The 1,723-nt window shown below is 48.8% G+C and carries 2 protein-coding genes and 1 pseudogene; all 3 read right to left on the reverse strand.

Annotated elements, in window-relative coordinates:
- Nucleotides 1-649 (reverse strand): annotated as a pseudogene (locus B9T16_RS28415) (hypothetical protein); the annotation flags it as partial.
- A gap of 122 nt (nucleotides 650-771) precedes the next feature.
- Nucleotides 772-1,359 carry a Uma2 family endonuclease gene (locus tag B9T16_RS28420; protein WP_410246361.1) on the reverse strand — a complete coding sequence of 196 codons (588 nt, stop codon included), beginning with the start codon at nucleotides 1,357-1,359 and terminating at the stop codon, nucleotides 772-774.
- A 29-nt stretch (nucleotides 1,360-1,388) separates the two neighbouring features.
- Entirely contained in the window at nucleotides 1,389-1,544 is a 156-nt protein-coding gene (locus B9T16_RS28425) for a hypothetical protein (protein ID WP_014274389.1), read from the reverse strand.
- Nucleotides 1,545-1,723: the final 179 nt, after the last annotated feature.

Here is a 1,723-nt window from a genome sequence, read left to right on the forward strand (position 1 = left end):
TAAAAATATCGCCCCATGCGGTGACGGTGAGGTTCCCTTGTTGGGTGAGTTGGTATTCTTGGGGGGTAAGGAATTGGTCGAGTTTGGCTTCTCGCAGGTCGGGGTAACGTTGTTTGGCTAGTTCCTGTTGGGCGATCGCAACCCAGTTATCCTTGGCTTGGGCGGCGATTTTTTCGAGATATTCGCGGGTTTTGCCCCGCTTTGGTATTCTTGGGGGGTAAGGAATTGGTCGAGTTTGGCTTCTCGCAGGTCGGGGTAACGTTGTTTGGCTAGTTCCTGTTGGGCGATCGCAACCCAGTTATCCTTGGCTTGGGCGGCGATTTTTTCGAGATATTCGCGGGTTTTGCCCCGCTGTTGTTTGGCTGCGAGGGTGATAACGGCGGCGTTCGCGTAGCGTCTCGTAGAGAATCGCTTTCCCGACTGCTTTGGTTAAATCCTGATTTTCTAGGGAAACTCTCCCCTCTCGTGCATCGATTAAAGCATCAACAGCATTAGCCGTATTCCCCGCCGCCACATTCCCTAACGCCGTGGCTAAGATGTTTCCCCAGACCATCCCTTCTGCGGCGATACGGGGGGGGAACGCCAAGCTACCCAGGACGCACCCGCTACCGATGGTTAATTTTACGATAGTGTCGCGCTCGAACTTCATATTGATGCCTGGAACATTAGGGATTATTCTAACACCCAGGAAGTTACACGGTTTGAGGCTGCTTTGGTGGGGGTGGCGGGTGGAGATATGGGTGATCGCACTGGAGTCATCCATCTTGTACACTAAACCGCATTAGACGATGGCTCAAACACAACCTCTTCGTAAAACTCCTCTATCGGCACACTTAATCCAATACTTTTTAGCTCGACAACATCGCCGGGTCGATAGCTCAGAATTAACCAATCCCCCGCCTCGTTTTGGTGATACATATCGATCGCAATCTCCTCCGAACTGGCTAATAAATAATCCACCAAATTCTGATTTTGGCGGTACATTTCAAACTTCTTGCCCCGGTCATAAGCCTCAGTGCTGGGGGATAAAACCTCGACAATTAGACAGGGATAGGTAATGTATTGGGCGCTAGAATTGTCTCTCGGATCGCAGGCAACACTCAGATCTCGATAGATATAGTTGTCAGTGTTGAGAACATTTACGCGACAATCAGAATTGTAGGTTTTACAACCACTGCCTCGGAGATGAGGCTTGATAATCGCTAAAAAGTTACCAGCCACATCACTATGATTTCTGGTACCACCCGTCATCGCATACACGCGACCATCGATTAACTGATGCTTTTCGAGTTGTTGCTCCTCCCAAGCAAAATACTCCTCCGGCGTAAAGTACGGCCCTTTTTCTTTGGCTGCAATCATAGCTATCTCCTAGTTGAAAAAGACGAACACTAACTCAAACCTGAAAACCTAATCCTCGCCAATTCTCCCGAATTGCCGCCAGAGGCGGTGCCGACTCCTTCAGCTTGCCAATGGTCGGCTGCTTGGCGTTGGCTTGCCGCTGATTGGACAAAAGGCGATCGTTTACCTTTGTAGCAAAATACCAAGAAATCCGGTTTCTGGGTCTAGTTCTATATTAAGCATGAATCCCGAAGTTATCGTTGGGCAGGAGAAAAGCGATTCAAACTCCCGTCTATACAATAATTTTTGGACTCATTCTTGACCTAATCCTTAAACCGATTTAAGTTGGCGAGTCGCTATATGGAGAGAAAATCCGGGTCTCTTT

This window comes from Arthrospira sp. PCC 8006 (assembly GCF_046480465.1).
GTDB classification, from domain to species: Bacteria; Cyanobacteriota; Cyanobacteriia; order Cyanobacteriales; family Microcoleaceae; genus Limnospira; species Limnospira platensis.

Excerpts from the sequence above, each read along its gene's own strand:
- B9T16_RS28420 (WP_410246361.1), bottom strand. The coding sequence starts at position 1,359 with ATGATTGCAGCCAAAGAAAAAGGGCCGTACTTTACGCCGGAGGAGTAT.